Source organism: Arthrobacter oryzae, from assembly GCF_030718995.1.
Lineage (GTDB): Bacteria > Actinomycetota > Actinomycetes > Actinomycetales > Micrococcaceae > Arthrobacter > Arthrobacter oryzae_C.
Window position 1 is genome coordinate 2,131,749 of sequence record NZ_CP132204.1, and the last position, 23,627, is coordinate 2,155,375.

Annotated in this window: 22 protein-coding genes; 14 read left to right on the plus strand and 8 right to left on the minus strand. The window is 68.0% G+C overall.

Annotation, left to right across the window (positions count from 1 at the left end; genetic code table 11):
• The first annotated feature begins 98 nt into the window (after window positions 1-98).
• From Q8Z05_RS09835 to Q8Z05_RS09865, 7 genes are all read left to right on the plus strand, one after another.
• Complete coding sequence (locus tag Q8Z05_RS09835) at window positions 99-665, plus strand: D-glycero-alpha-D-manno-heptose-1,7-bisphosphate 7-phosphatase (protein WP_305943275.1); 567 nt, start codon at window positions 99-101, stop codon at window positions 663-665.
• Entirely contained in the window at window positions 662-1,735 is a 1,074-nt protein-coding gene (locus Q8Z05_RS09840) for a glycosyltransferase family 9 protein (RefSeq protein ID WP_305943276.1), read from the plus strand. The genes Q8Z05_RS09835 and Q8Z05_RS09840 overlap by 4 nt, the downstream gene beginning before the upstream one ends.
• Window positions 1,732-2,745, plus strand: a complete 1,014-nt coding sequence (locus tag Q8Z05_RS09845; RefSeq protein ID WP_305943277.1) for a glycosyltransferase — start codon at window positions 1,732-1,734, stop codon at window positions 2,743-2,745. The genes Q8Z05_RS09840 and Q8Z05_RS09845 overlap by 4 nt, the downstream gene beginning before the upstream one ends.
• Window positions 2,745-3,995, plus strand: a complete 1,251-nt coding sequence (locus tag Q8Z05_RS09850; RefSeq protein WP_305943278.1) for a glycosyltransferase — start codon at window positions 2,745-2,747, stop codon at window positions 3,993-3,995. The genes Q8Z05_RS09845 and Q8Z05_RS09850 overlap by 1 nt, the downstream gene beginning before the upstream one ends.
• A gap of 107 nt (window positions 3,996-4,102) precedes the next feature.
• Entirely contained in the window at window positions 4,103-4,738 is a 636-nt protein-coding gene (locus Q8Z05_RS09855) for a D-sedoheptulose-7-phosphate isomerase (protein ID WP_305943525.1), read from the plus strand.
• On the plus strand, window positions 4,735-6,132 hold the full coding sequence (locus Q8Z05_RS09860) for a PfkB family carbohydrate kinase (protein WP_305943279.1): 1,398 nt from the start codon (window positions 4,735-4,737) through the stop codon (window positions 6,130-6,132). Before Q8Z05_RS09855 ends, Q8Z05_RS09860 begins: the two co-directional genes overlap by 4 nt.
• Window positions 6,133-6,166: 34 nt before the next feature.
• Entirely contained in the window at window positions 6,167-6,883 is a 717-nt protein-coding gene (locus Q8Z05_RS09865) for an SDR family oxidoreductase (protein WP_305943280.1), read from the plus strand.
• On the opposite strand, the gene Q8Z05_RS09870 is transcribed toward Q8Z05_RS09865, so the two are convergent.
• Window positions 6,837-8,030: a glycosyltransferase family 9 protein gene (locus Q8Z05_RS09870; RefSeq protein WP_305943281.1), complete on the minus strand. Its 1,194-nt coding sequence runs from the start codon at window positions 8,028-8,030 to the stop codon at window positions 6,837-6,839. The genes Q8Z05_RS09865 and Q8Z05_RS09870 overlap by 47 nt on opposite strands.
• Window positions 8,031-8,307: 277 nt before the next feature.
• Here Q8Z05_RS09870 and Q8Z05_RS09875 point away from each other — a divergent pair, with 277 nt between their 5' ends.
• From Q8Z05_RS09875 to Q8Z05_RS09885, 3 genes are read left to right on the plus strand one after another with little or no spacing between them, the layout of a single operon-like run.
• Entirely contained in the window at window positions 8,308-9,723 is a 1,416-nt protein-coding gene (locus Q8Z05_RS09875) for an aldehyde dehydrogenase family protein (protein WP_305943282.1), read from the plus strand.
• The gene (gene rfaE2 / locus Q8Z05_RS09880) at window positions 9,720-11,297 is read left to right on the plus strand and encodes a D-glycero-beta-D-manno-heptose 1-phosphate adenylyltransferase (protein WP_305943283.1); all 1,578 of its coding nucleotides are present in this window, start codon (window positions 9,720-9,722) and stop codon (window positions 11,295-11,297) included. Before Q8Z05_RS09875 ends, rfaE2 begins: the two co-directional genes overlap by 4 nt.
• Window positions 11,298-11,330: 33 nt before the next feature.
• The gene (locus Q8Z05_RS09885; protein ID WP_305943284.1) at window positions 11,331-12,242 is read left to right on the plus strand and encodes a spermidine synthase; all 912 of its coding nucleotides are present in this window, start codon (window positions 11,331-11,333) and stop codon (window positions 12,240-12,242) included.
• A gap of 222 nt (window positions 12,243-12,464) precedes the next feature.
• Here the strand turns inward: Q8Z05_RS09885 and Q8Z05_RS09890 are convergent, their stop codons facing one another.
• Window positions 12,465-13,217: a GAF and ANTAR domain-containing protein gene (locus tag Q8Z05_RS09890; protein WP_305943285.1), complete on the minus strand. Its 753-nt coding sequence runs from the start codon at window positions 13,215-13,217 to the stop codon at window positions 12,465-12,467.
• A gap of 176 nt (window positions 13,218-13,393) precedes the next feature.
• Window positions 13,394-14,290, minus strand: a complete 897-nt coding sequence (locus Q8Z05_RS09895) for a LysR family transcriptional regulator (protein ID WP_305943286.1) — start codon at window positions 14,288-14,290, stop codon at window positions 13,394-13,396.
• 133 nt (window positions 14,291-14,423) lie between these two features.
• Between Q8Z05_RS09895 and Q8Z05_RS09900 the strand changes: the two genes are divergently transcribed.
• Together Q8Z05_RS09900 and Q8Z05_RS09905 are read left to right on the plus strand one after the other, a co-directional pair.
• Window positions 14,424-15,806, plus strand: a complete 1,383-nt coding sequence (locus tag Q8Z05_RS09900; RefSeq protein ID WP_305943287.1) for an MFS transporter — start codon at window positions 14,424-14,426, stop codon at window positions 15,804-15,806.
• Between the two features lie 92 nt (window positions 15,807-15,898).
• Window positions 15,899-16,648, plus strand: a complete 750-nt coding sequence (locus Q8Z05_RS09905; protein ID WP_305943288.1) for a 3-hydroxybutyrate dehydrogenase — start codon at window positions 15,899-15,901, stop codon at window positions 16,646-16,648.
• A 33-nt stretch (window positions 16,649-16,681) separates the two neighbouring features.
• On the opposite strand, the gene Q8Z05_RS09910 is transcribed toward Q8Z05_RS09905, so the two are convergent.
• The 3 genes from Q8Z05_RS09910 to Q8Z05_RS09920 all read right to left on the minus strand — a co-directional run bounded on the left by Q8Z05_RS09910 (window position 16,682) and on the right by Q8Z05_RS09920 (window position 19,379).
• The gene (locus tag Q8Z05_RS09910) at window positions 16,682-17,317 is read right to left on the minus strand and encodes a LysE family translocator (RefSeq protein WP_305943289.1); all 636 of its coding nucleotides are present in this window, start codon (window positions 17,315-17,317) and stop codon (window positions 16,682-16,684) included.
• 66 nt (window positions 17,318-17,383) lie between these two features.
• Window positions 17,384-17,662: a hypothetical protein gene (locus Q8Z05_RS09915; RefSeq protein WP_305943290.1), complete on the minus strand. Its 279-nt coding sequence runs from the start codon at window positions 17,660-17,662 to the stop codon at window positions 17,384-17,386.
• A 202-nt stretch (window positions 17,663-17,864) separates the two neighbouring features.
• The gene (locus tag Q8Z05_RS09920) at window positions 17,865-19,379 is read right to left on the minus strand and encodes an amino acid permease (protein WP_305943291.1); all 1,515 of its coding nucleotides are present in this window, start codon (window positions 19,377-19,379) and stop codon (window positions 17,865-17,867) included.
• A 226-nt stretch (window positions 19,380-19,605) separates the two neighbouring features.
• Here Q8Z05_RS09920 and Q8Z05_RS09925 point away from each other — a divergent pair, with 226 nt between their 5' ends.
• Window positions 19,606-21,255 (plus strand): HNH endonuclease signature motif containing protein, encoded by a 1,650-nt coding sequence (locus Q8Z05_RS09925; RefSeq protein ID WP_305943292.1) that lies wholly within the window; start codon window positions 19,606-19,608, stop codon window positions 21,253-21,255.
• On the opposite strand, the gene Q8Z05_RS09930 is transcribed toward Q8Z05_RS09925, so the two are convergent.
• Both Q8Z05_RS09930 and Q8Z05_RS09935 read right to left on the minus strand, forming a co-directional pair.
• A complete protein-coding gene (locus Q8Z05_RS09930; RefSeq protein ID WP_305943293.1) occupies window positions 21,246-22,163 on the minus strand; it encodes an SDR family oxidoreductase in 918 nt (305 codons plus the stop codon). The genes Q8Z05_RS09925 and Q8Z05_RS09930 overlap by 10 nt on opposite strands.
• Window positions 22,164-22,190: 27 nt before the next feature.
• Window positions 22,191-22,529: a hypothetical protein gene (locus tag Q8Z05_RS09935; protein ID WP_305943294.1), complete on the minus strand. Its 339-nt coding sequence runs from the start codon at window positions 22,527-22,529 to the stop codon at window positions 22,191-22,193.
• 228 nt (window positions 22,530-22,757) lie between these two features.
• Here Q8Z05_RS09935 and Q8Z05_RS09940 point away from each other — a divergent pair, with 228 nt between their 5' ends.
• The gene (locus Q8Z05_RS09940; RefSeq protein ID WP_305943295.1) at window positions 22,758-23,585 is read left to right on the plus strand and encodes an IclR family transcriptional regulator; all 828 of its coding nucleotides are present in this window, start codon (window positions 22,758-22,760) and stop codon (window positions 23,583-23,585) included.
• Window positions 23,586-23,627: the final 42 nt, after the last annotated feature.

Here is a 23,627-nt window from a genome sequence, read left to right on the forward strand (position 1 = left end):
TCCCTTCCGGTTCGCGCTGGCTCCTTGGTTCGGGAGTCTAATCCCGGAACCTGCCCGCAGGGTGTTTGAGCGGCCCCTCGGAGGGGAACAGGGTGGGTATGGGACCTTCCAGCAATCCACCCAAGGCTGTGCTCTTCGACCGGGACGGCACCTTGATCCATGATGTCCCCTACAACGGCGATCCCGGCCTGGTGTCGCCGATGCCCGCTGCGCGGAAGGTGCTGGCAGGGCTACGCCGGCAGGGCATTGCCACCGGCGTGATCACCAACCAGTCGGGGATAGCCCGCGGGCTGCTCACCCGCAGCCAGGTAGACAGCGTCAACCTTCGCATTGATGCGCTGCTGGGTCCCTTCGACATCTGGGAAATTTGCCCGCACGGCACCGAGGACGGCTGCGGCTGCCGCAAACCCGCACCCGGAATGATCCTCAGCGCCTGCCGCCGTCTTGGCATCGCCACGGCTGACGCCGTTTACATCGGCGACATCGGCAGCGACATGGAAGCCGCAGAAGCCGCCGGGTTGAGGGGGATTTTGGTGCCCACCCCCCTCACCCGGCACCAGGAAGTGCACGATGCCCCGGAAGTCGCGACGGACCTCTCCGCCGCGGTGGCGCTCGCGCTGGGGCAGGCGCCCGCGGGGCAGGCGCCGGTGGGGAGCAGGCGATGACCCGGGTGCTCGTGGCCCGGCTGGACAGCGTGGGGGATGTCCTGCTGGCCGGACCGGCGGTCCGGGCCGTTGCCAACGGCCGGCGGACGGACGGAGGTGCGACGAACGACGTCGTGCTTCTTTGCGGCCCGCAGGGCGAGGCCGCCGGCGGCCTGCTGCCCGGCGTGTCCGAGGTGTACAGCTGGGCGTGCCCGTGGATCATCAACCCGGCCCCTGCGGTCGCCACGGAGAACGTGGACCGGCTGGTCAGCTTCATCAGGAACTCCGGGGTCGCAGAGGCGGTGATCCTGACGTCGTTCCACCAGTCACCCCTGCCGCTGGCCCTGCTGCTCCGGCTGGCAGGGGTCCGGCGCATCACCGGCGCGTCCGTGGACTACGCCGGTGCGTTGCTGGATGTCCGGCTCAGGCCCGGGGAGGACTTTGCCGAAGACCAGCCGGAGGCCGAGCGCGCCCTGCTGATCGCCCGGGCCGCCGGATTTGCCCTGCCGCCCGGCGACGACGGCAGGCTCCGGATCACAGACCATCCGGACGCCCGTGAACTCGTGGGCGACGAACCCTACATCGTGGTGCATCCTGGCTCGTCGGCGCCGTCCCGGACCTGGCCCCCGCTGCACCATGCCGCCGCCGTCGAGCTCCTCGAAGGCGCGGGCCACCGGGTGGTGGTCACCGGCGGCCCCGGGGAGACGCAGCTGACGGCCACCGTGGCCGGCCCGTCAGCGCTGGACCTTGGCGGACGGACGGACCTGCGGACCCTCACCGGCGTCATTGCCGGGGCACGCGCCCTGGTAACCGGGAACACCGGTCCCGCCCACATCGCGGCCGCCGTCGGCACTCCTGTTGCCTGCCTGTTTTCCCCGGTGGTTCCTGCCGTCCGGTGGGCCCCTTACGGCGTCCCCTTGGAACTGCTGGGCGACCAGAACTCGCCCTGCAGGCTGAGCCGGGCGCGCGACTGTCCGGTGCCGGGCCATCCCTGCCTCGCGTCAGTTTCCCCGGACGAGGTGGTGGACGCCGTGGAGCGCCTCATCAACGGGGTTTCGTCACTGTCCACCCGGCGGAAGGTTCACAAATGAGAATCCTGCTGTGGCATGTCCACGGGTCCTGGACTGATTCGTTCGTCCGTGGACCACACGACTACCTCCTCCCGGTCCTTCCCGGCGGCGGCACCTGGGGGCTTGGCCGTGCGGGCCGGAACTGGCCCGCGTCGGTCCGCGAGGTGGCCCTGGACAGCCTGGACGCGGACAGCATCGACGCGGTGGTGCTGCAGCGGCCGGAAGAAATGGCCGAGGTGATCCGCGCCCTGGGCCGGCGGCCGGGGCGTGAGCTCCCCGCGGTGTACGTGGAGCACAACACCCCGAAAGGTGACGTGCCGTTCACGGTGCATCCGCTCGCGGACCAGGAGGCCATCCCGGTAGTGCACGTCACGCATTTCAACGCCCTGTTCTGGGACAACGGCTCAGCCGCCACGACAGTGATCGAACACGGTATCCCCGACCCCGGCTACCTGTACAGCGGGGAGCTTCCGGAGCTCGCCGTGGTGGTGAACGAACCCGTCCGGCGCGGGCGCGTCACCGGAACGGACCTGCTCCCGCAGTTCGCCACTGCCGCACCCCTGCAGGTTTTCGGCATGGGCGGGGACGGGCTTCCCGTGCACACGGGCCTGCCGCCCTCCCGGCTGACCGTCCGCGGTGACCTCGCCACGGCCGCGCTACACCGCGAACTGGCACGCTGCCGCGTGTATGTCCACCCGCTCCGCTGGACCTCGCTGGGGCTGGCGCTGCTCGAAGCCATGCACCTTGGTATGCCGGTCCTGGTGCTGGCAACCACCGAAGCCGCGCGGGCGGTTCCGCCCGGGGCCGGTGCAATCTCAACGGATGTCGGGGAGCTGGTCCGTCAGGCCGGGATCCTGGTCGCGAACCCGGACGAAGCCCGGGCCCGGGGACAGGCTGCCCGCCAGGCAGCCCTGGAACGTTACGGCCTGTCGCGGTTCCTCGACGCCTGGGACGCCCTTCTTGATGACCTGGTCTCGCCACGGTTCCGAAAATCCCGGATCCTCATTCCTGCGCACGAAAGGAAGCTCTGATGAGAATTTCCATGGTTTCCGAACATGCCAGCCCCCTGGCGGCGCTGGGAGGGGTGGACGCCGGCGGCCAGAACGTGCACGTGGCCGCGCTGTCCACAGCACTGGCGCGGCTCGGCCACCACGTCACCGTTTACACCCGGAAGGACGACGCCGGGCTCCCGCCCCGCGTCCGCATCCTGCCGCGGCTTGAGGTGGTGCACGTTGCGGCGGGCCCGGCCTGCCACGTTCCCAAGGATGAGCTCCTGCCCCATATGGACAGGCTCGCTGAGGGGATAGCCGATGACTGGGGCGACCGGCCGCCGGACGTAGTACACGCGCATTTTTGGATGTCCGGCCTGGCTGCGCTGGACGCGGCCCGGCGCAGCGGGACGAGTGTGCCGATGGTGCAGACCTTCCATGCACTGGGCACGGTCAAGCGGCGCCATCAGGGATCGGAGGACACCAGTCCCCGGCAGCGGCGATGGCTGGAACCAGCCGTGGGCCGTGCCGCGGACCGCATTATTGCCACCTGTTCGGATGAAGTGTTCGAGCTGAAGGCGATGGGCATCGACACCCCCAAAATTTCCATCGCTCCCTGCGGCGTGGACCTGGATCTGTTCCGCCGCTCCGGGCCTGCCGAACCCCGGCGCCGCAGCCACCGGATCCTCTCCGTCGGCCGTTTGGTCCCGCGCAAGGGCGTGGACCTGGTGATCCGTGCACTGCCCCTGCTTCGTGAGGCGGGATTCGACGACGTCGAACTTCTGGTCGTGGGCGGCGGGGGCGGAGCCGCGGTGCTCGGCGCGGATCCCGAGGCGCGGCGTCTCGATGAACTCGCCCGGGAACTCGGCGTCAAGGACCAGGTGACCCTCCGCGGCCAGGTGCCCCGGGAGGACATGCCCGGCATCCTGCGCAGCGCGGACGCTGTGGTGTGCGCGCCCTGGTACGAGCCCTTCGGCATCGTTCCACTGGAAGCAATGGCCTGCGGCGTCCCTGTGGTGGCCGCCGCCGTTGGCGGACTCACCGACACCGTGGTGCACGGGGTAACCGGCCTGCACGTCCCGCCCAGGGACCCGGCGGCTATCGCGCGCGCCGTCGGCGAACTCCTCGCCAGCCCGGAGCTCCGGCAGGAACTGGGACGGGCCGGCCAGCGGCGGGCGCGCTCCCGCTACTCGTGGGACCGCGTGGCCGCCGAAACAGAAAAGGCCTACCAGCAGGCCCTTGCCGCCACTGCGGATGCCCGGCTGGAACCGATGGAGGGGGCGGCACTGTGACTACTGAATCGCGTCTCCGCGCGGACGAACGTCCGGTCCTGTCGCACCGCGTTGTCCCTCCACCCGCCGCGGCAGCCCCTAACAGGGCCGGATCCGGCAGCACTACCGTGTACGGACTGGCGGCTCAAAACACCCGGCCCGACTCGGTCTACGCCGTCCAGGAACACCTCGACAACCTGGTTCCGGCGCTGGTGTCCCTGCGCAGCCAGGCCTACCATCTGGCGGCCTGGGGCGAGGAACTGGCACGCAGGCTGCTGCGGGGCCAGCGGCTGCTCGCAGCCGGCAACGGCGGCTCGGCCGCGGAAGCCCAGCACCTGACGGCGGAACTGGTGGGCCGCTTCGACGGAGAACGGGTGCCGTTCTCCGCCATCTCCCTCCACGCGGAGACCTCCGCCGTGACCGCGATAGCGAACGACTACGGTTTCGAGGAGCTTTTCGCCCGGCAGGTCCGGGCCCACGGGCGCTCGGGCGACGTGCTGATCCTGCTGTCCACGAGCGGAAAGAGTCCCAACCTCCTGCGCGCCGCCGAGGCCGCCGCGAGGCTGAATGTCACCACGTGGGCGCTCACCGGGCCGGGACCCAACCCCCTGGCGTCCCGCTGCGACGAGGCCGTAACCATTGACGCTCTGTCCGCCAACGCCCAGGAAGGCCATCTCATTGCCCTGCATGCCGTCTGCCGGGCCTTCGACGCGGAGGTGGCCGCGCGCGCCCGGATCGGGTCCTGCCCCGGGAGCATGCCATGAAGATCGTTGTAGTGGGAGATGTGCTCCTGGACGTCGACATCGACGGCGAGGCCACCCGCCTCTGCCCTGACGCGCCGGTTCCCGTGGTGGACGTTTCGAACGTCCGACGGCGGGCCGGCGGCGCCGGGCTTGTGGCCCGGATGCTGGCCGGTGACGGGCACAGTGTCACCCTCCTGACTGTCCTCGCTGACGACGACGCGGCCTTGCATCTCGAACGGGCCCTTGAGGGCATCACCGTGGTGGCAGGAGCGTCGGGGGCACCCACCCCCGTCAAGACGCGGGTGCGGGCCGAGGGCCACCCGGTGGTCCGGTTCGACGAAGGATGCGCCCCGCCGCCACCCCCTGGTGTGTCGCCCGCCATGCTGCACGCACTGGAACGCGCTGCGGTGATCGTGGTGGCGGACTACGGCAGGGGCCTTGCCGCCAATGCGGAGCTGAGGGCCGTGCTCGCTGAGCTCGCCGGGCGTATTCCCATCGTGTGGGATCCCCACCGGGCGGGCGCGCCACCTGTGCCCGGTGTGGCCGTGGTGACGCCCAATCTCGCGGAGGCGAAAGCCTTTGCCCGGACCTTCGCCTTGGCGGCGGGCGGGGCAGAGGGAGGCAGTGACCCCGGAAACGCAGACCCCGGGGCACTCGCCCGGTCCCTCCGGGAGCGCTGGCACAGCAAAGCAGTCATGGTCACCCTGGGCAGCCAGGGCGCGATGCTGGTCCACGACGACGGCCAGCCTCCCTTGCCCATACCGGCGCCGAAAACCACTGTGACCGATCCCTGCGGCGCCGGGGACAGGCTGGCGGCCAGCCTTGCCGTGCACCTGATGGAAGGCCACACGCTCGACGTGGCGGCGGTGGTGGCCGTCCGGGAGGCCGCGTCCTTCCTCCGGCTCGGCGGCGTTGGCGCAATGGCCGGAGAGCCGAAGCCGGTCAAGCTGCACGGACGGTACACGGACGCACTGGCACTGGCCCGCAACGTGCATGAGGCAGGCGGGATCGTTGTGGCCACGGGCGGCTGCTTCGACCTGCTGCACGCAGGGCACACACGTGCCCTGGCCGCGGCCCGCAGCCTTGGCGACTGCCTCATTGTTTGCCTGAACTCCGATGAATCGGTGCGCCGGATCAAGGGCCCGGACCGTCCCATCCTCAACCAGGAAGACCGGACCGAACTGCTGCTGGCACTGGAGTTCGTGGACGCCGTGATGGTGTTCGACGAGGACACGCCCGAAGCCTGCCTGGCCGCGCTGCAGCCCGATTTGTGGGTGAAAGGCGGCGACTATGACGTCACGCAGCTGCCGGAAACAGCCCTGGTGGAAAGCTGGGGCGGACGCTGCACCACTGTGCCCTACCACCCCTCCCGTTCCACCACCGACCTCGCCGACGCGCTCTCGCGCGTCAGCTGAATTCCGAACAGAACTCCCGAATGAAAGGAACACCATGACTGACGAGACTTCCCGCCAGGCTTCTTTCCGTCCCGGGCGGGTGCTGGTGACCGGAGGAGCCTCCGGCCTTGGCGCCGCCGTCGTCGAGGCTGTACTGGGTGCGGGCGGCACGCCCGTGGTGCTGGACCGGGACATCCGCAACGTCGCGGCCGCCAAAGCTTTCGAGGTGGACGTCGCGGACCGCGTTGCCGTCAGCGCGGCAGTGCAGGAAGCGGCCGAAACGCTGGGAGGGCTGGACGCCGTCGTGACTGCCGCCGGAATAGACCGCTGCGGCAAGCTGGAGGACGTCCCGGCCACAGACTGGGAGCAGGTGGTCCTGGTGAACCTGTTCGGCACGGTGTCCGTGGTGCGCGCGGCCCTGCCGTACCTCAAGGCTTCCGGCGGCCGGGTGGTCACCGTGGCCTCAACCCTGGGCAAGCGGGCCCTCCCCGAGGCATCGGCGTACTGCGCTTCGAAGTTCGGGGTGGTGGGCTTCAGCCACGCGCTGGCCGCCGAAACAGGGGGCGAGATCGGCGTGACCACCATGATCCCCGGCGGCATGAAGACCCGGTTCTTCGACGATCGCGCGGAGAAGTACAAGCCCCAGGACGATTCCCGGCTGAACGACCCCGCCAACGTGGCCCGGGCGATCCTTTTCGCACTGTCCCAACCGCGGGGTTGTGAGGTCAGGGAAATGCTGGTCTGCCACGAAGATGAGGGCTCGTGGCCATGAGCAGGCGCACGTCGCTGTAGACATTCTCGGGGCGGACCCCGGCCACCAGCGAACTGTCATGGGCGCAGCGCGGAGCGGTCCAGCCCACCTGCGTAACGTCCGCCCCGCACTCCGGGCAGTGCGTCACCCAGGAGAGGTGGACACGATGCAGGCTCCTGCCCAGGGGGCCGGCGTTGATCAGGTTCCCTGCCCAGTAGATCCCAACGGTGGGCGTTCCCAGGGCCTGGGCAAGGTGGCGCGGACCGCTGTCGTTGGCCACCATGACGTCAGCGCGGACCAGCAGCGCCGCCAGGGTGCCGAGGTCCGCTTCGCCGGCAATCGACCGGACCAGGCCTGCCCCGGCGCCGGCGGACTCGGCGCCGGCCACGATGTCGGCTGCCAGCTGGCGCTCGCTGTGGTCACCCGTTACCAGCACCTGGCAGCCATCGGCAGCACAGGCCGCTGCCAGTTCGGCGAAATGCCCGGCGGGCCAGCGCCGGCGCGGATCCGTCGCACCGGGATGGATCACGACGACGGGACCCGCCTTCCGCCCGGCCGTCCCGGCCCGGGCGTTTGCTGCCTGATCCAGCAGCCCGTCGGCCGCGGCGGCGAACCGGGCCAGGGGTTCTAGGCTTGCCTCCAGCCCCACCGGCGGCGCACCGGCGAGGCCTGCCACTTCGAGCGCCCGCAACGGCTCGTGCTGGTAGTACGCGTAGGGCAGATTGCGCTCCAACGGTGTGGCGTCCGGCGTTTGCGTGCCCACGGTGTGGCGCGCGCCCAGCCGCAGGAGGAACGGATTGGAGTGCCGGCCGCCGCCGTGCAGCTGGAGCGCCAGGTCGAAAGCCTCCCGCCGCATGTCGGCAAAGAAGGTGTCCACGGCGGCCGGATCCTCCTGCCCGGGACGGACGCCCTCCGCGTAGGGCAGGATCCGGACGTCATCGACCGGCCCAGCAGTTCCCTGCACCAGCGAGGCATGCAGCGGGGTCCCCAACACAGTCACGGTGGAACCCGGGTAGGCGGCCTTCAGCGCGGAGACCGCCGGGAGGGCGAACATCAGGTCGCCGAGCCCGCCGCCGCGCAGCACGGCGATGCGGGAAACGCCGTCGAATTTCCCGAGCACGGGGCCCACGCCCCTGCCCGCCGCGTGGTCCCTGATTGTTCCTTCCAAGGCGTTCCCCTCCTGCCGCCGCACGCTGCCGTCCACAGCCCGGAGCGGTGATCCTGTGTGGGGGCCACCATAGTTCGGATCAGGGCGCGTGGCTATCGCCGCTATTGGGCCCCTGGGCAAAACCCGCCGGGGATAACCGCCGGCCAAAATCCGGGGCGTCCGACGGGTGTAAACGGGGCTGCTGCGGGGTACGGGACTGCTCATAGGGGCCGGTTCGCCCGTCAGGCCCTGCAGCTGCCCGGCAGGGTGCCACGGCCGTCTCTTCGGAAGGAGTTCCATGTCCGCGATCGTCCAGCGCATGCACCACAGCGCCAGTGAACTGATAGTCATCCGCGACCCCCGCACCGGCGAGGAAGTGGGTGCAGTGCCCGAAGCTTTGCCCCGCCACGTCCGCACGGCCGTCAATGCCTCGCGGGCAGCTTTTCACAGCTGGGCCGCCACCCCGCCGGCCGATCGGGGTTCGTTCCTCCGGGCAGCAGCGCGTGCCTTGGCTGAAGCAGCCCCGGAACTGGCAAGGATGAACAACCGGGAGACCGGGCGCCCGGTGGACGAAGCACTGGCCGGAATCGAGGCAGGCGTCGCCACCCTGGAACAATACGCGGAACTTGGGCCGGTCCACCGCGGGCACAGCCTCCGGGGCCACCCTCTTGCGTCGGACTACACCGTGGCCGAGCCCCGCGGGGTGGCCGTGGTGCTGACGCCGTGGAATGATCCCGTGGCCGTGGCCTGCGGGCTCATCGGCGCTGCCTTGGTCACCGGTAACACCGTGGTGCATAAGGCCAGCGAGCGCTGCCCGCACCTGGGGACCATGCTGGGGGATGTGCTGGGCGCGGTTTTCCCGCCTGATGTGCTGATTTCGCTGACCGGCGGCTCCGGCGTCGGCGCCCTGCTGACCGAACAGTCCGGCGTGGATGTGGTGGCGCACGTCGGCTCCAGCGCGGCAGGCGCGCGGATCGCCAGAGCCTCGAACCTGACTGGGGCGCATGTCATCCGTGAAAACGGCGGGAACGATCCGCTGGTGGTGGATGACGACGTGGACCCGGACTGGGCAGCGGAGCAGGCGGCCGTGGGCGCGTTCAGCAACAGCGGCCAGATCTGCACGGCCGTTGAACGGATCTACGTGCACCGGGCCATTGCCGGCGCCTTCTGCGAGGCCCTGGAACAGGCAGCCCGCCGGCGGAACCGGGAGGGCGGGCTGGCGCCCCTGGTTGACGTCCGCCTGCGCGACGAAGTCCAACGCCAGGTCTACAACGCGCTCCAGGCGGGTGCGCGCGCCGTCGAAGGCGGGTCAGTGCCGGCCGGGCCAGGGGTTTACTATCCAGCCACGGTGCTGGTGGACTGCACTGCGGACATGGACATCATGGTGGAAGAAACGTTCGGCCCGGTGGCGCCCGTGCAGGTGGTGGACAGCTTTGACGAGGGACTCCTGCTGGCCGCCGAGGGACGCTACGGACTGGCCGCAACGGTCCTGACGGGCAGGATCGCCCACGCGCAGCAGGCCATCGCCTCGCTCCCCGTGGGCACCGTGAAAATCAACGCTGTGTTCGGCGGCGCGCCCGGAGGGGCGGCCCAGCCGCGCGGTGACAGCGGACACGGTTTTGGGTACGGGCCCGAGCTGCTGGACGAGTTCACCCGGGTCAAGGTGGTGCACATGGCGGCGCCGCCCGCGGGCGGCGGAAGCGGCAGGCCATGAGCAGTCATTCGCCCGGGCAGGCGGACGGGACCACCCGCAACGACCGGCAGGACTTGGCAGGGCAGCGTGCCCTGGCGGACTGGTTGCCGGGCCGGCTGGCATCCATTGCGCCGTCCGTAACGGTGGTTGGCGACGTCATGCTGGACGGCTGGTGGCACGGGTCCATCGCCCGCCTCTGCCGGGAGGCTCCGGCTCCGGTCGTGGATATCAGCCGGCGGGCATTTGCACCTGGCGGGGCCGCCAACACCGCCATGAACCTGGCCGCCCTGGGGGCACGGGTCCGCATCGCCGGAGCGGTGGGCTGCGACGATGCCGGCCTGGAGCTGCGGCGGCAGCTCCATGCCGCCGGCGTCAACGTCAGCCACCTCCAGGAACACCCCGGCATGGTCACCACTACCAAGACCCGCATCAGCAGCGCCGGCCAGGTTTTGCTGCGGTTCGACGACGTCGCGCAGCAGGTTCCGCAGGACGCGCTCGCCGCGTTGGCCGTCACCCTGCCCGCAGCCCTGCGGGGACAGGACGCCGTGGTGGTCTGCGACTACGGCCTTGGCGCCCTGGCCGGACCGGTCCGCAGTGCCCTCATTGATGCTCTCGGGGGTGCCGCAGGCAGGCGTCCAGGCTCTCCGCTGACAGTGGTTGACGCCCACGACCCGCGGCCATGGGCGGTGCTTCAGCCGGACCTGGCCACCCCGAATGTGCAGGAAGCTGCCAGGATGCTGGGCCAGACGCTGCCCGCCGGCGCGGACCGTGCAGAGTTCCTGGCAGCGCGCCGGGACGAACTGGCCCGGGCCACCGGTGCGCACGCGGTGGTGGTCACGCTGGACCGGGACGGGACGCTGCTGCTGCCCGCTGCCGGCGATGTCCACCGCACCTGGGCCAGGCCGGCCGCCGAGAAGCAAGCCTCCGGAGCGGGGGACACGTTCGTTGCCGCCTTGACCGTTGCCAGGGCGTCCGCTGTGCCACTGACTACCAGCGTGGACCTTGCCCAAGCAGCGGCTGACGTGGTGGTGCACCACCCCGGCACGTCCGTCTGCAGTTCCGATGACCTCGCCCGGTACCTGGCGAGTTTCGCGGACACGGCCCTCAGCGCCGACGAACTCGCCCGCCATATCGAGGGCGACCGCGCCGAGGGCCGTCGGATCGTGCTGACCAACGGCTGCTTCGATGTGCTGCACCGCGGCCATACCCGCTACCTCAACCAGGCCAAGCAGCTGGGTGACATCCTGGTGGTGGCCCTGAACAGCGACGCGTCGGTGCGGCGGTTGAAAGGTCCGGAGCGGCCCATCAACTCCGTGGCCGACCGCGCAGCCGTCATCGCCGCACTCAGCTGCGTGGATTACGTGACAGTGTTCGACACCCCTGCCCCCATACCGCTGATCGAGAAGATCCGGCCGGAAATCTACGCCAAGGGCGGGGACTACACGCCGGAGATGCTGGCCGAAACCGAAGCGGTGGAACGCTTCGGCGGCAAGGTCACCATCCTGGACTACGTTCCGGACCAGTCCACCACCGGCGTCGTGCAGCGGATCCGCAACGGCGAAGGCGCCGCAGTCGGTGAGTCGCAGGTCAACTAGGGTTGATGCATGACTAACGCGGTGGCCGGCTAAGTGGCGCGGAAGGGCCGGTCTGCCGGCAGGAACGCTGAACGTTCGACGCCGGGAGTCGTGGAAGTGCCGAAGGGAACCCGCCCCGACGGGCCGGCGGAGGGCGTGTACTACATCGACACGGGGGACTGCGAGCTGATCGCGGACCAGGACAATTCGAACGGCTGGCTCCTGCGCATCAACGGCGTGATGAGCTCGCACATTGACCTGGCGGACCCGCTCTTCCTCGATTTCGAGTACATGCGGTGGATGTCGGCCCTGGTGGAATCCCGGTGGCCCCGCGAGACCAGGCCCAAGCTAAGGGCTCTGCACCTGGGCGGGGGTGCGTGCTCGCTGGCGCGCTACTTCCACGCCGCGTACCCGGAAGCCCGCCAGGTGGTGGTGGAACTGGACGGCAAGCTTGCCGAGTACGTCCGCGGCTGGTTCGACCTGCCCAAGGCACCCCTGCTGCGGCTGCGGGTGGGCGAAGCACGCGAGGTCACGGAGTCGCTGACGCCGGAGACGCGGGATGTGATCATCCGCGATGTGTTTGCCGGTGCCCTCACTCCGCGGCCCCTGACCACCGCGGAATTCAACGGGCACGCCAAGCGGGTGCTTGCTCCCGGCGGGATCTACGTGGTTAATTCCGGCGACGCTCCTGATCTGAAGAATGCCCGCGAGGACGCGGCCACCATTGCGGCTGTTTTCGAGCACACGCTGATCATCGCCGACCCCGCCATGCTCAAGGGCCGGCGCTACGGCAACATGGTGATGGCGGGCAGTGACCAGCCGTTCGACGACGACCCCCGGCTTGCCCGCAGGCTCCTGGGCGGTGGCGTGCCGGCCCATATCTGGGATGACGCCAAGGTGCGCGCCTTTGCTGCCGGCGCATCCGTCCGCCACGACCCTGCACCGCCGCCGGGTCCAGTGGACTAAGACGTCCGCCCGTCCGCAACATAAGCGCAACGTTGCCTCAAGAATCGGCTTTTGCGGCCGTTTTTGCCGTTCGCACCCCGAGCACGCTGTAAGTTGGTGGAAGCTCTCCGCTTTCCCCCAAGACCGGAGGGCGTGAAGCCCCCGCGCTTGAGTTCCCTGACTCGCGCGGGGGCTTCCTTCAGTCCTAGCTCTGTTCTGATGATTCCGGCCCTTATTCTGACCCTATTTTGACCTGTATTCTGACCTTCGGTCCTCTCGGACCTCACCGCCTGGCACTTCGGCGCCGGACAGGATATCGGAGGCAATCGTGTGCAGCCTGGCGTTGGTGGCTTGTGCAGCCAGGTGCAGGAGTTCCATCGCATCGTCCCTGCTGCTGCGGTTCTGGAGCATCACCAGGGAGACTGCTGCGTCGATAACAGCCCGCGACTTGAGGGCCGAGCGGAGATGCTCCGGATAGATCTCCGCAGGATGCACGCGGAGCGCCAGGCGGAGGATCCGCGAAATCGAGTCCGTGTGGTCCTCGACGGAGGCGACGGTGGCGTCGTCGAAGGCGTCCGTGCTTCGCGAGTAGCAGTTCAGGGCGGCCGCGGAGCCGGGGTCGGTGCGGATGGGAACCGCCAGGACGGACCGGATGCCTTCTCCCGAAACGGCCTCCGCGTAGCGCTCCCACCGGCTGTCATTTCCGAGGTCGGGGACCAGCACGATGTGCTGCTGCCGGAGGGCTATCAGGCACGGGCCGTCGTCGAAGTCGTACTGCTTCTCGTCCATCCGCAGAGCCTCCTCATCGCTGCTGGCCACCGTTGCCGGGCTGCCGTCCCGCTCCACCGTGATGGCGCACAGCATCGGATGGCGCCCGCCCAGGCGGGACGCGGAGATGGTGGTCAGGCCCAGGAGGAATTCAGTGAACCCCGGGCTTTCCAACAGCAAATCCTGGAGGTTCCGGGTGGTTGGGGTGTCGCCTGTGCCGGGAGCCATGACGGCCTCGATCCTTGAAATGCCGGGTCCTTTGAGGCCGGGCGGCGGCGGCGGACTCTTGATCGCCCGCAGCCACGATGGTGAATGTACACAGATTCGACGCGCTCACACCAGCGAAGGCTCTCCGACATCTCCTACCTTCGACACTACGCCGTGCCGGGTCGTGAACATAGCTCTCAGCGCCTGCCCAGCAGGGATTCCCGGTGCTCCAGCGTCTGGTCCTTGAGGGCCTGCACCACGGCAGCGACAGCCGGGCGCCGCATGGAGTCGGGCCGCAGTACCATCCAGTACGGCAGCCGTTCCGAGAAGACGTCCGGCAGCAACCGGACCAGGTCCTGGTGCAGGTCGCCCATAAAGCAGGGCAGGAATCCGATGCCCGCCCCGGCGCGGGTGGCCTCCACGTGGACAAACACATTGGTGGAGCTCAGCCCGTCCTTCATGGCGGGGACAAGCCTGCGCGGAGCGTCGAGGTCGTCCACCTGAAGCATCGAGTCCACGAAATAGACCAGCGGATGTTCGGACAGTTCCTCCACCGTTGCCGGCGTCCCGTTTTCGGCCAGGTATGCGCGTGAGGCATACATGCCCAGCACGTATTCGCCCAGTTTGAAGGCCTCGGCTCGGTGTACCTGCGGCTCGCCCACCACGACCTCGATGTCCAGTCCGGAGCGCTGCTGGAGGGCCCGCCGGGTGACGGTCACGATCTCCACGCTGAGCCCGGAGTGCTTGCGGCGCAGCCGTGCCACCGCGGGCGCGGCGATGTAGGCGCTGAAGCCGTCTGTGGCGGTCATCCGGACGACTCCTGTGATGGGGTCCGGCGCCTTGCCGGGTTGGCCCAGGCTTTGCACGGCCTGTTCCACCTGCTCGGCCACCAGCACCGCCTCCGCACCGAGCTCCGTCAGTTCCCACGCGCCGGCAGACCGGGAGAGGACGCGACCGCCCAGTGTCTTCTCCAAGGCCGCTATCCGGCGCGAAACAGTGGTGTGGTTCAGCCCCAGGGCCTGCGCCGCCGTCGTGAATTTGGCTGACCGCGAGACGGCCAGCAAGACCAGAAGGTCATCAGGATTAGTGTCCATATCTGCAATTCTGCACACAAGGGGTGCCGGTTTGGCCATTGAACCGCACAGTTTCTGCGGCAATACTCATCTGAGCCCATTCAGTGCTGTGGATCACAGCGCGTGTCGACGTGGACACTAAGGAGAACACAATATGAGCGTAGAACAACGCTCTGCATCACCGGCCGCTTCCGCCCCACAGGGCGCCGGCCTCAAGAAGATCGTCGCAGCCTCCATGGTTGGCACGGTAGTGGAATGGTATGAATTCTTCCTCTACGCCACCGCAGCAACCCTGGTGTTCGGCAAGTACTTCTTCCCCGCCACCGGCAACGAACTGGACGGCATCATCCAGGCCTTCATCACGTACGCCGTGGGCTTCGTGGCCCGGCCCCTCGGCGGGATCGTCTTTGGCCAGATCGGCGACAAACTGGGCCGCAAGCCCACCCTGCAGCTGACCATCGTGATCATCGGTGTGTCCACCTTCCTGATGGGCTGCCTCCCAGGCTTCGCCGAGATCGGCTACCTGGCACCTGCGCTCCTGGTGTTCCTGCGCTTCATCCAGGGCTTCGCACTCGGCGGTGAGTGGGGCGGCGCCGTGCTTCTCGTCGCCGAGCACAGCCCCAACAAGTCCCGCGGATTCTGGTCCAGCTGGCCCCAGTCCGCCGTTCCGGTAGGTAACCTGCTGGCCACCCTGGTGCTGTTTGTGATGTCCAACATCCTGAGCAGTGCCGACTTCCTCAGCTGGGGCTGGCGCGTGGCGTTCTGGCTCTCCGCCGCGATCGTGTTCGTCGGCTACTACATCCGCACCAACGTCTCCGAGTCGCCGATCTTCCTCGAAGCCAAGGCGCAGCTGGAGCAGGAACAGGCCGTCAGCTACGGCGTCGGCGAGGTCATCCGCAAATACCCCAAGGGAATCCTGCAGGCCATGGGCCTCCGGTTCGCGGAAAACATCATGTACTACCTCGTGGTCAGCTTCGCGATCGTGTACCTCAAGAGCGTCCACAAGTACGACACGTCCTCGCTCCTGCTTGCCCTGCTGATCGCGCACCTCATCCACTTCCTGGTCATCCCGCAGGTGGGACGGCTCGTGGACAGCTGGGGCCGGAAGCCCGTATACCTTGTCGGCGCCATCACCGGCGCCACGTGGCCGTTCTTCGCCTTCCCCATGTTCGACACGAAGAACGCGGTGGTCATTGTCCTGGCCGTGACCATCGGCCTGTGCCTGCACGCGTTTATGTACGCCGGCCAGCCTGCCATCATGGCGGAACTCTTCCCCACCCGGATGCGCTACGCCGGGGTGTCGCTGGGCTCGCAGGTCACCTCGATCTTCGCCGGTTCGCTGGCGCCGCTCCTGGCCACCCAGTGGCTCAAGGACACCGGATCGTGGGTTCCCACCGCCATCTACCTGGTGGTGGCGTGTGCCGTCACCACGGTGGCAGTGTTGAGCCTCAAGGAAACAAAGGGCATTGCCCTTGAAGAAGTGGACAGGGCCGACGCCGAACGCGAAGGCCTGGCGGTAGCAGCAACCTCGCGCTGAGCCGATTGAGCTGAGCTGCTTGGATATTGGCCGGCTCCGGCGCTGCTGGAGCCGGCCGGTTCGATGAAAATCTTTGAACTGGAAGGCTGGTTATGGAAAACACGCTGAACGGCCGCAAGGCGCTGGTCACCGGAGGAGCCGGCGGAATCGGGGCTGCCAGTGTGCGGGCCCTCGCCGCACGGGGCGCCAAGGTGGTGATCGCGGACGTCGACGAGGCCGCCGCGGCCGCACTCGCCGATGAAGTAGGCGGCACCGTCTGGGCCGTGGACCTGCTGGACGTCGATGCCCTCGCAGCCCTCAGCCTGGACTGCGACATCCTGGTCAACAATGCCGGGATCCAGCGCATCAGCCCCATTGAGGACTTCGAACCGGCCGATTTCCGCCGGCTCATCACCCTCATGCTGGAGGCGCCGTTCCTGCTGATCCGGGCTGCACTGCCGCACATGTATGCGAACAACTTCGGCCGCATCATCAACCTCTCGTCGGTACACGGAATCCGTGCGTCCCCGTTCAAGAGCGCGTACGTTTCCGCCAAGCACGGCCTGGAAGGGCTCAGCAAGGTGACGGCCCTGGAGGGCGGTCAGCACGGGGTCACGTCCAACTGCATCAACCCCGGCTATGTGCGCACACCGCTGGTGGAATCGCAGATCGCCGACCAGGCCAAGGTCCACGGCATTCCCGAATCCGAGGTGCTGGCCAAGATCATGCTCACCGAATCCGCCGTCAAGCGGCTCGTGGAGCCGGAAGAAGTCGCCTCGCTGGTCGCCTGGCTCGCCTCGAACGACGCCGGCATGGTCACCGGCGCCAGCTACACCATGGACGGCGGCTGGTCGGCGCGGTAGTTTGCTGCCGCCCGCAGTTGCGGGCGGCACAATCTAGTTCTTGGTGCCAGTTAAGGCGAGGGTTCCGCCCAGGGCGATCATCATGGCTCCGCCTGTGCTGCTGAGCGTGGAGATGCGCCTGGGGGAGCGGGCGAACCACTGGCGGGCGGTGCCTGCTGCCAGCGCCCAGATGCTGTCCGAGACGAGGGCGATCAGCAGGAACACCGCCCCCAGGCTGGCCAGCTGCAGCGGTATTCCGCCGGCGGAATACTCTACGAACTGCGGCAGCACCGCAACGAAAAACACCAGCGACTTCGGGTTGGTGGCACCCACGATGAATCCTTCCCGCAGGATACGGAAGGGCGAGCCGGAGCGCGAGGGACCGGCCGCCGTCGTACTTCTTCCGCGGTGCCTGATGGCTTGGATGCCGAGGAACACGAGGTAGGCGGCGCCGGCGAATTTCACCATGGTGAACAGCAGGACCGACTGCGCAAGGGCGACGCCCACACCGAGCGCCACCGCGGCGATCTGCGGGATCATGCCGAGCGCATTTCCCAGGACACTGAGCAGTCCGCCCTTGCGGCCCAAGGCCAGGCTGCGTCCGATCACGAACAGTACGCTTGGCCCGGGGACGGCAATCAGGATGGCCGCGGCCAGGGTGAAAGCCAGGAGATTGCTCAGCGGAACCATGACTGATCTTAGCGCCGCCCGCCTGTGGTGCCGCCCGCCTGTGGTGCCGCCTGCCTGTGGTGCCGCCTAGTCCGGCGTCCTCACCTGGCGGTAGTCGTAGTAGACCACCGCGGGCTCCAGGTCAGGATGGGCGTCAGCGGCCGTCCGCAGGCCCAGCGAGGTGCCTCTGATGACCGTCACCACGCCGAGCCTGCGGCCGTTGAAGGGGTCGTCACCGAGGACAACGTCTCCGATCCTGAACGGTACAGCGGCCGTGCGGACTCTTTCCGCTGCGTCGTTCAGCCAGGAAATCAGGCGGCGCCGGTCGCGGGGGAAGGCGGGCCGGGAGGCTGGAAGATCCTTCATCAAAACCACTCCTTTGAAGTACCTGGATAAGCAGGACTCGCTGGCGGCCCGGAAGCCTCGGTTTGGCGATTAAATCGTCCGGTCTGCGCCTGTTGTCCAACCTAAAGGCCAAACCCCATGCGTCGCATGCGTAACTCCTACCCCTTCTGTACCGTCCAACACTCGAAATTTTTGCTGGACTACTTGCTCCGCCCGCGCGGTCCTACGCCGTTTCGTCCACCAGTTCTGCCCGGGCACGGCCGTGACCGCGGACCCACAGGCGGTAGGCCAGCACCAGGACACCAAGCCACACCGCGCCCACGTAGAGGGCGATCCGGGAGTCCTCGAACGCGCCCAGGACCACGATCACCATGGCCATAAACGCGATGGTCAGGACGGAGGCTGCCGGCCACCAGGGCGACGGGAATTCCGACGCCGGCAGTCCCTTACGTGCGATCTCCCGTTTCATGGCCACGTGTGACGCCAGGATCATGACCCACACCCAGACGGTGGCGAAGGTTGCGATCGAAGCGATCAGCAGGAAGACATCCTTCGGCATGACGGCGTTCAGGACCACGCCCGCCAGCAGGACGACGGCCATCATCACCACGGTCATCCACGGCACCCCGTGACGGGAAACCTTGCCGAAGCTGGCCGGAGCGTGGCCCTGGCGGGCCAGTCCGAAGAGGATGCGGCCGGCACCGAAAATGTCGCTGTTGATTGCAGAGAGGGCTGCGGTAATCACCACGGCGTTGAGGATGTGTGGCGCGGCGGGAATGCCCAGTCCGCTGAAGATCTGCACGAACGGACTGCCGTTGGTTCCCACTTCGTTCCAGGGGAACAGGCTCATCAGGACGGCAAGGGTCAGCACGTAGAAAAGGAGAACGCGCACGGGCACGGTGTTGACTGCCTTGGGGATGACCTTCTTGGGATCGGCCGCTTCACCGGCGGTGACGCCGATGGTCTCGATGCCGCCAAAGGCGAACATCACAACGGCGAATGAAGCCAGCAACCCCTCGAAGCCGTTGGGGAACAGGCCCCCGTGCTCCACGAGATTCCCGATTCCCGGCGTGACAGTTGACCCGCCTGCCTGGAAACCGAAGATGATGATGGCGACGCCGCCGGCGATCATGGCGATGATAGCGACCACCTTGATCAGCGAGAACCAGAACTCCAGCTCGCCGAAAACTTTGACGCTGAGCAGGTTCAGGGCGGCCAGGAAGAAGATGATGGCGAGGACCCAGATCCACCGTTCTACGTCCGGAAACCAGAACCCCATATAGATGCTGAAGGCGGTAACGTCCGCGATGGCCACGATGGCCATCTCGAAGACGTACGTCCAGCCGGTCACGAACCCCGCCAGCGGCCCAAGATAGCGGCTGGCGTACTGGCCGAAGGAGCCGGAGACGGGATGCCGCACCGCCATCTCGCCGAGCGCCCGCATCACCATGAACACGGCGGCGCCGCCGATCATGTACGCGAGGAGGACCGCCGGGCCGGCTTTCTGGATGGCGGATGCCGAACCGTAGAACAGGCCGGTGCCGATGGCTGACCCCAGGGCCATGAAGCGGATGTGGCGGACATTGAGTCCGCGGTTCAGGACGGTGTCGACGGCGGCGCCTGCAGCGGCGCGGACACTGCTCCCGGCGGCTCCGGTGGCGTTAATGCCGTTTACCGCGGTGGTGGTTTCGGGCGCCGTTTGTTCTGGTGCTTGGCTTGCTGTTGGGGCTTGTTGCATGCGAATACCTTCTCGTCATTGGGAGGGGGATCGCTATCCAGCAGACCATTTTCGAGCCTTACGTGATGAGCCTCACGGCGCTTTGGTGTCTTTCATTTCAGACTGTCAGTCGGCGCGAGCGGACAGTTGCGGCCCCGGTGCCGGCGCCGGCCCGCGCGAGCGGACAGTTGCGGCCCTGCTGCCGGCGCCATCATTAAATGTCGGTGCCTGCTGGGATGCTTTGGGTATGGATAGCAGGGCAGTTGCGGAGGCGTTGGAGGCCATCGGGGCTTCCTTCGCTGCGCTGGCTGCGGGGGTCCGCCGCGGTCTGAACGGTCCGGGCGTGGATGGTGCTGACCTTCTTCGGGACCGGGCGGATGCGTGCCTGGACGGGATGGCTCAGCTAGCCGGGATGGAAGCCGGAATGGCCGCCCTGAAAGTCCATCTCGCCGCCGGATACGCTGAAACAGCCGCAGCCCTCGCGCCGCCGGCCGTGTCCCCGCAGGAGCACACCGTCCGGGACATGGCGATCAGGGCTGAGGTCGCGTGCGTTTTGACGGTCAGCGAACGCACGGCCGGGGCGTTGCTGTCCGAGGCGCATGCCCTGACCACCACCTTGCCGCTGACGCTCTCAGCGCTGGGGGCCGGGAGTATTTCGTGGCAGCACGCCAGGGTCCTGGTGGATGAAACCGCGAACCTGGACCGGGCTGGAGCCGCCGGCTTGGAGGCACATTTCCTGGACGCCGACGCACTAAACCCAGCCCGCGGATGCCCGGCCGGGGACCTCGTCCCGTCCCGGTTCCGGGCCAAGGTCCGCACGTGGCGGGAACGCCACCACCCGGTCAGCATCGAAGAACGCCATGCCCGGGGCGTCGCGGAGCGGCGGGTGGAGTACACCCCGGACCGTGACGGGATGGCCTGGCTCTCGGCCTACCTCCCGGCCGACACCGCTGCCGGGATCTGGGACCGCACCACCAGTGCCGCCCGTGCCCTCCAGGGCCCGGACGAGACCAGGACCCTCACCCAGCTCCGCGCCGACGTCGCCGCGACCTGGCTCCTGACGGCCGGCCGCGGACAGGCTCCGGACGCTGTTCCGGGCGGGGACGGCGTGTCTGACGGTCTTGCCCCGGGTGGTGGTGTTCCGTCCCCGGCGGCGCAGGTCCTGATCACCGTTCCGGTGTTCTCGCTGCTCGGCGTGACCGGGGAACCGGCCATGTTGGACGGCTACGGTCCGGTGCCGCCGTCGATGGCGCGTGCGCTCGTGGCCGACGGGGCGTCGTCGTTGCTGAGGGTGCTGACTGACCCGCGGGACGGTTCGCCGTTGGAGATCGGCCGGGCCGCCTACCGGATTCCCAAAGCGCTGCGGCAGTGGTTGCGGCTAAGGGACGGCAAATGCCCGTTCCCGGGCTGCAGCAACCCTTCCCTGGATAACGAGGCAGACCACCTCCTCGCCTGGGCGAACGGCGGGACCACCGGGATCAGCAACCTCGGCCAGCCCTGCCCCAGGCACCACCGCCTCAAGCACGCCACGGCCTGGACCCCCACCGGGGCCAGCGCCAACGATCCGCCCGGCTGGACCTCACCAACAGGCCGCTCCTACGCCAGCGAACAACCCGACTGGGAACCACCCCACTGGCCACCCGAAGCACCGCTACACGACGTCCCGTGGCCCGAAAACCTGCTGCCCGAAAACCTGTGGCCCGAAAACCTGCTGCCCGATAACCTATGGGCCGAAAACCCGCCGCCCGACCTCGAACTAACGGATCAACCATTACCCCAGGACCCGTTCAGCGACTGGGGCACTGTTCTTAACCTCCGAGGCAAACGCGGCCGCCTAGGAAGGGGAGGGACAGGGCGCAGGCGGCCCTGGGAAATACCCTCCGAACCTCAGCGGTAGCCCTTGGCGTCTGCGGGGAGCCCTGCCTCCTGGACCTCCACGAGGTAACGCCAGCAGTCCGGCCGCGAGCCGTCGGTGTCGGTGAAGCCGTATTCTTGTGCCAGCCCGCCTGAGGAAAATGATCCGCCGGAGCGGCGCTGCACGTCCGGGTCGGCAGCCAAGGCGGCAACGGCGCGGCCCACAAAGCGCGGGCTCTCAGCGATGGCGGCGAAGTGGGGCTGGGTCGCCGCGGCCTCCCGCCAGGTCGCTTCAGTGACGCCGAAATGCTCCAGCATCAACTCGGAGCGCATCCAGCCCGGAGTGAGGGCCACCGCAGTGCAGCCAAACGGTTTCAATTCTTCCGCCTGGCTGAAGGCAAGCCGCAACACCGCATTCTTGGCGAGGTCGTAGAACGTCGAAACCCGGTAGTGAACGGCGTTGTACTCACGCGTGCCGTCGGTCATCTCCACTACCAGGCCGCCGGGATTCCGGATAAGCAGCGGCAGCGCGAAGTGGCTGGTAATCAGGTGCGTGTCGACCGCGGTGTGCAGCATCCGCAGGCCGGAACCGAGGTGATGGGACCACACTGGGGCGTCCCATTCAATGAGGCTTTCCCCGCCCCAGATGTCGTTCACCAGGATGTCCAGTCGGCCGTGGTCGTCGTCGACCATGCGCACGAGCGATTGCACGGCGGCCGGATCCAGATGGTCCACTCCCACCGCGATGCCTACTCCGCCGGCGGAACTGACCAGTTCGGCTGTCTCCTCGAGGGTTTCCGGCCGGTCGTAGTCGGACCTGAGTCCCCCGGCGCTGCGGCCGGTGCAGTAGACGGTCGCTCCCGCTTCACCCAGGGCGACGGCGGTGCCCCGGCCTGCGCCGCGCGTGGCCCCCGCCACCAGGGCTACTTTTCCCGCGAGTGGTTTGGTCATGGATGGCTTCCTCGCCCGTTCTTGTTCCTAACCAATTTGCTGCAACGACAGCACGATGATGGCGGCGTTGATGCCGAGCGCGATGAGCCACCACTTATTGAAGGTCAGCAGGAGCAGCGCCGCCGAGATTGCCGCTCCGGCTATGGTCACCGGCGCCCACCACGATGCCCCGCCGATAAGTCCGAGGCCGCCGGCCGCCAAAACAAGGGCGGCAGCCACAGCCAGGACCGCCGCGAGTCGTCTGACGTTGCCCGCGAACGGGGAGTGCCCGGCGTCGAACGGTACTTTCTTATCAGGCTTGGGGAGCCAGATGGCGAGATGGAGCAAGCCGTGGGCGATCAGGAAGAGCCCGGCAATCCAGTGCATGGTGGCCTCCTCGAGCAGTCCGTGCCCTCCATCGAAGCACCGCACCGGGATTCGGGCTAGGGGCGGAAGTCCCCCGGCAGCGGTGCGGAGCCTGTCGGGCAAGGGGGAGTCTGGTATCCCGGACTTCAATGTGGTTGGATGTCGTTCCGGGCGCTGGAGAGTGGGGGACCCTTAAGTACGGGATACCGGACACCACTCATTCGTCCGGCGGCGAACCATGGAGGAAAAATGGCGGACGGCGAGTCCCCCGCACGTGCGGCGCCAAAGACGGTTGCGAAGGTGACGTCGAAAGTGCCGGCGGCAGAAAATACCCTGCGTATCCTGAAACTGCTGGCCTCCAAGCGCGGACCCATGGCGGCGTCGAACATTGCCACCGCACTAGGCCTGCCGCGCTCCAGCGTCTACCACCTGCTCGGCGTCATGGAGGCCAACGGCTTCGTGATGCACCTGCACGAGGAACAGCGGTACGGGCTGGGCATCAGCGCCTTCGAGCTCAGTTCCGCGTATTCGCGACAGGAACCGCTCTCTCGGCTTGGCCGGCCCATGCTCGCCTCGCTGGTGGACGTCATCGGCGAGAGCGCGCACCTGGCGGTGCTCCACGGACGCGACGTGCTGTACATCGTGGAGGAGCGCGCCAAGAACCGGCCGTCCCTGGTGACCGACGTCGGCGTGCGGCTGCCCAGCCACCTCACCGCCAGCGGCCGCGCCATCCTCGCAGCGCTGCCCAAGTCGCAGGTCCGCGCGCTCTACCCGAATGCCGCTGCCTTCACGGCCCGGCATGACGTGGAAGGCGCCATCATGAAGTACTCGGCGCTGTCCTCGCACCTGGACCAGGTCCGGCAGCGCGGCTACGCCACCGAACACGGCGAGGTGACCCCCGGCTTCGGCTCGATTGCCGCCGCGGTGACGGACCACGTGGGATGGCCGACGGCGGCAGTCGCCGTCACTTTCCTCGAGGACAAATTGCCGGCGGACCAATGGCCGGCCCTCGCCGCGCGGATCCGGAAAGTGGCCGACGAACTCTCCGTCCGCATCCACGGCCGCCCGACCAAGTAGGCGCCATCAAGTAGTTCGGCCCAACTAGGTAGCAGCAGGTGT

Coding starts and splice junctions, on each gene's coding strand:
- Q8Z05_RS09865 (WP_305943280.1), top strand. CDS start 6,167: ATGACTGACGAGACTTCCCGCCAGGCTTCTTTCCGTCCCGGGCGGGTG.
- rfaE2 (WP_305943283.1), top strand. CDS start 9,720: ATGAGCAGTCATTCGCCCGGGCAGGCGGACGGGACCACCCGCAACGAC.
- Q8Z05_RS09890 (WP_305943285.1), bottom strand. CDS start 13,217: ATGGCTCCCGGCACAGGCGACACCCCAACCACCCGGAACCTCCAGGAT.
- Q8Z05_RS09895 (WP_305943286.1), bottom strand. CDS start 14,290: ATGGACACTAATCCTGATGACCTTCTGGTCTTGCTGGCCGTCTCGCGG.
- Q8Z05_RS09845 (WP_305943277.1), top strand. CDS start 1,732: ATGAGAATCCTGCTGTGGCATGTCCACGGGTCCTGGACTGATTCGTTC.
- Q8Z05_RS09875 (WP_305943282.1), top strand. CDS start 8,308: ATGTCCGCGATCGTCCAGCGCATGCACCACAGCGCCAGTGAACTGATA.
- Q8Z05_RS09935 (WP_305943294.1), bottom strand. CDS start 22,529: ATGCACTGGATTGCCGGGCTCTTCCTGATCGCCCACGGCTTGCTCCAT.
- Q8Z05_RS09920 (WP_305943291.1), bottom strand. CDS start 19,379: ATGCAACAAGCCCCAACAGCAAGCCAAGCACCAGAACAAACGGCGCCC.
- Q8Z05_RS09850 (WP_305943278.1), top strand. CDS start 2,745: ATGAGAATTTCCATGGTTTCCGAACATGCCAGCCCCCTGGCGGCGCTG.
- Q8Z05_RS09900 (WP_305943287.1), top strand. CDS start 14,424: ATGAGCGTAGAACAACGCTCTGCATCACCGGCCGCTTCCGCCCCACAG.
- Q8Z05_RS09905 (WP_305943288.1), top strand. CDS start 15,899: ATGGAAAACACGCTGAACGGCCGCAAGGCGCTGGTCACCGGAGGAGCC.
- Q8Z05_RS09840 (WP_305943276.1), top strand. CDS start 662: ATGACCCGGGTGCTCGTGGCCCGGCTGGACAGCGTGGGGGATGTCCTG.
- Q8Z05_RS09915 (WP_305943290.1), bottom strand. CDS start 17,662: ATGAAGGATCTTCCAGCCTCCCGGCCCGCCTTCCCCCGCGACCGGCGC.
- Q8Z05_RS09910 (WP_305943289.1), bottom strand. CDS start 17,317: ATGGTTCCGCTGAGCAATCTCCTGGCTTTCACCCTGGCCGCGGCCATC.
- Q8Z05_RS09835 (WP_305943275.1), top strand. CDS start 99: ATGGGACCTTCCAGCAATCCACCCAAGGCTGTGCTCTTCGACCGGGAC.
- Q8Z05_RS09860 (WP_305943279.1), top strand. CDS start 4,735: ATGAAGATCGTTGTAGTGGGAGATGTGCTCCTGGACGTCGACATCGAC.
- Q8Z05_RS09940 (WP_305943295.1), top strand. CDS start 22,758: ATGGCGGACGGCGAGTCCCCCGCACGTGCGGCGCCAAAGACGGTTGCG.
- Q8Z05_RS09930 (WP_305943293.1), bottom strand. CDS start 22,163: ATGACCAAACCACTCGCGGGAAAAGTAGCCCTGGTGGCGGGGGCCACG.
- Q8Z05_RS09925 (WP_305943292.1), top strand. CDS start 19,606: ATGGATAGCAGGGCAGTTGCGGAGGCGTTGGAGGCCATCGGGGCTTCC.